Annotated in this window: 4 protein-coding genes; 3 read left to right on the top strand and 1 reads right to left on the bottom strand. The window is 59.3% G+C overall.

Annotation, left to right across the window (positions count from 1 at the left end; all coding sequences use genetic code 11):
* Both WA989_RS12420 and WA989_RS12415 read left to right on the top strand, forming a co-directional pair.
* Window positions 1-1,114, top strand: a 1,114-nt coding sequence (locus WA989_RS12420) for a dihydroxy-acid dehydratase (RefSeq protein WP_424340810.1), incomplete at its 5' end; no start/stop codon positions are given.
* Window positions 1,115-1,199: 85 nt separating this feature from the next.
* The gene (locus tag WA989_RS12415; protein WP_424340809.1) at window positions 1,200-1,583 is read left to right on the top strand and encodes a hypothetical protein; all 384 of its coding nucleotides are present in this window, start codon (window positions 1,200-1,202) and stop codon (window positions 1,581-1,583) included.
* A 2-nt stretch (window positions 1,584-1,585) separates the two neighbouring features.
* Here WA989_RS12415 and xth read toward each other — a convergent pair whose 3' ends face one another.
* Window positions 1,586-2,368: an exodeoxyribonuclease III gene (gene xth / locus WA989_RS12410; RefSeq protein WP_424340808.1), complete on the bottom strand. Its 783-nt coding sequence runs from the start codon at window positions 2,366-2,368 to the stop codon at window positions 1,586-1,588.
* A 139-nt stretch (window positions 2,369-2,507) separates the two neighbouring features.
* On the opposite strand from xth, the gene WA989_RS12405 reads away from it, so the two are divergent.
* Window positions 2,508-2,775, top strand: a 268-nt coding sequence (locus tag WA989_RS12405; RefSeq protein WP_424340807.1) for a hypothetical protein, incomplete at its 3' end; no start/stop codon positions are given.

Here is a 2,775-nt window from a genome sequence, read left to right as displayed (position 1 = left end):
ATTCACTGCAAATACAATGGCTTGTGTCTCCGAAGCGATCGGGCTTGCCCTGCCTCTGTCGTCAGCTTTGCCGGCGCCCTACGCCAATCGCGACGAGTATGCAGTCGAGTCCGGAAAGGCCGTGATGCGCCTTGTCGAGAGCGGCCTGCGCCCCCGCGATATCTGTACGCGCGAAGCGTTCGAGAATGCCGCAATCGTTGTGGCTGCAACAGGCGGGTCAACCAATGCTGCGCTTCATTTGCCGGCGATGGCGCATGAGTGCGGCGTGCAGTTCGAGCTTAAGGACGTCGCCGAGATCTTCCAGAAGACGCCTTACATCGCCTCCCTCAAGCCCGGCGGCGAATATGTGGCCAAGGATTTTGGCGCGGCGGGCGGCGTCCCGATGCTGATGAAGACGCTGCACGAAGAAGGCCTGATCAACGCCGATTGCATCACCGTGACGGGCAAGACCTGGGCGGAAAACCTCGAAGAGGTGACCTGGAACCTGGAGCAGAAGGTCATCTACCCGGCCAGCAAGCCGATCACGAAAACAGGCGGTGTTGTTGGCCTCTGGGGCTCCCTCGCGCCAGACGGGGCCATTGTGAAAGTAGCCGGCCTTCAGAGCCTCAAATTCCAGGGTCCGGCCCGTGTCTTTGATGGCGAAGAAGCCTGTTTCAAGGCGGTCGAGAACAAACAGTATGAAGAAGGCGACGTGCTCGTCATCCGCTATGAAGGCGCCAAGGGAGGGCCTGGCATGCGCGAGATGCTGTCAACGACAGCCGCGCTCTACGGGCAGGGCATGGGCGACAAGGTTGCACTGATCACGGATGGCCGGTTTTCTGGCGCGACCCGCGGCTTCTGCATCGGGCATGTCGGCCCGGAAGCCCAGGAGGGCGGCCCGATCGCGCTCATTGAGAATGGCGACCTGATCATGATCGATGCCGAAAATGGCACCATCGATGTGCGCCTTACGCCTGCCGAGTTGGAAGACCGGAAGCGCAAGTGGCAACCCCACCAGACCCGCTATGGCTCCGGCGCGCTTGCCAAGTTTGCCCGGCTGGTTGGCCCGGCTCATTGCGGCGCCGTCACCCATGAGGGCTTTGCCGGTGAGCGCCATGTCTATGCCGATCTGTAAGGTGGACTGACGATGCCAGATTGAGGCCCAGAAAAGGCCAATTTGTTCAGCGAGGCTTCACGAAACAGAAGCTAGGAGTGGAGTCATGACAAAGACTTCTTCATTTCGTTACGGCACAACCATGGCCGTTGCTGCAATTATCTCTTCCACCTTTCTGCCGGCTATGGCTTCCGCCAGCTGCTACCAGAAAGGGAAAGCGCTGAAGGCGCAGCAAGCTGAAGCTGCGGCCCTGAAAACCGATCGCGATGAGCTGGTTATCTCGGTCGAAGACGCTGGCGACCATTGGGAAGAGGTCGAAGCTACTCGGAACTGGACCGCAGACCATGCGGACACTGCCGATCAGGCCAAGGCTGAATATGAAGCCCTGAAGGAAGAGCTGTTCACGCTGGAAAGCGAGTTGCAGGCAAAGGCCGCCAGCCTGAATGAAGGCGTTGCCGCCTATAACCGGATATGCGCCACTAACAAATAGGCTCAGCTTGCGCTCAGCGTCGCGATGACCGGCACATGGTCTGACGGCTTTTCCATCTCGCGCGCCTTCTTGTAAATCTCGACGCTTTCCAGCCTGTCAGCGGCTTGCGGTGACAGGAGGAGATGGTCGATACGGATGCCGTGCCCCTTCGGCCAGGCGCCGCCTTGATAGTCCCAGAACGAGTATTCGTGCGCCCGGCCATCGGCCGCTTCGAAGGCCTCTGTCAGACCGAGCCATTTGAGCTTCTGAAAGGCCGCGCGCGCATCGGGTCTAGCCAGCGCATCATCGCGCCAGCGGGCAATATCCCAGCAATCGACATCGCGCGGAATGATGTTGTAGTCGCCGGCCAGGACGAAGGCGTCTTCCTGCTCCAGCAGCGCTTCGGCATGGGTCGCCAGATGTGCCATCCAGCCGAGTTTATAATCGAACTTGTCGCCCGGCGCCGGATTGCCGTTTGGCAGGTACAGGCCTCCGACGCGCACCGGCTGATCGCTCATCACCAGCGCTTCGATATAGCGCGCCTGATCATCTTCCTCATTGCCGGGAAGGCCTTTCTGGATGTCATCAAGCGGGTGTTTGGAAAGCAGTGCCAAGCCATTATAGCTTTTCTGGCCGTGAACAGCGCAATTATAGCCGAGTTCCTCAATTTCCATGTAGGGGAAATTGTCGGTCTCGCACTTGATCTCCTGCAGGCAGATCACGTCGCAATCGATCGTTTTCAGCACCTCGATCACGGTCGGCAGCCGCGCCTTGATCGAGTTCACATTCCAGGTCGCTATCTTCATGAGGCTGGTCTTAGCATCAATTTCAGTGAGTGCCAGTTTGCCGCTTCGGATTCTCGCCAAATCGCCTTAGCTATTGCTGCGTATGGCTGAGCGGGTGTGGCTGGCACGCTCCAATTCGGCGCAAATTCAGGAGCAAGTCGTGTCGAGTCGACTCCTCGCCCTTGGCGCATTCATCATTCTACTCCTTGCGGCGTGCGGGCCGACCCCGCACCCGGATGAGCGAGACCTGTCGGAGCTCTATGAAGCTGCGCCGAGAGGCCCATTACCTGATGGTGTCAGGCCGCTCGCTTATGAACTGGACCTGAAAATTGATCCCCGCGAGACGTATTTCGGCGGGACGGCAAGGATTACGGTCGAGCTCGATCAGCCCTCGACGGGCGTCTGGCTGCACGGCAAAGGCCTCGAAA

Source organism: Henriciella sp. (genome assembly GCF_049649345.1).
Lineage (GTDB): Bacteria > Pseudomonadota > Alphaproteobacteria > Caulobacterales > Hyphomonadaceae > Henriciella.
The sequence above is the reverse complement of the archived record's forward strand: the minus strand, read 5'-3'. Positions and strand labels throughout refer to the sequence as shown.

Bases quoted from the DNA above. Each gene is read 5' to 3' on its own strand.
- WA989_RS12415 (WP_424340809.1), top strand. From the start codon at position 1,200: ATGACAAAGACTTCTTCATTTCGTTACGGCACAACCATGGCCGTTGCT.
- xth (WP_424340808.1), bottom strand. From the start codon at position 2,368: ATGAAGATAGCGACCTGGAATGTGAACTCGATCAAGGCGCGGCTGCCG.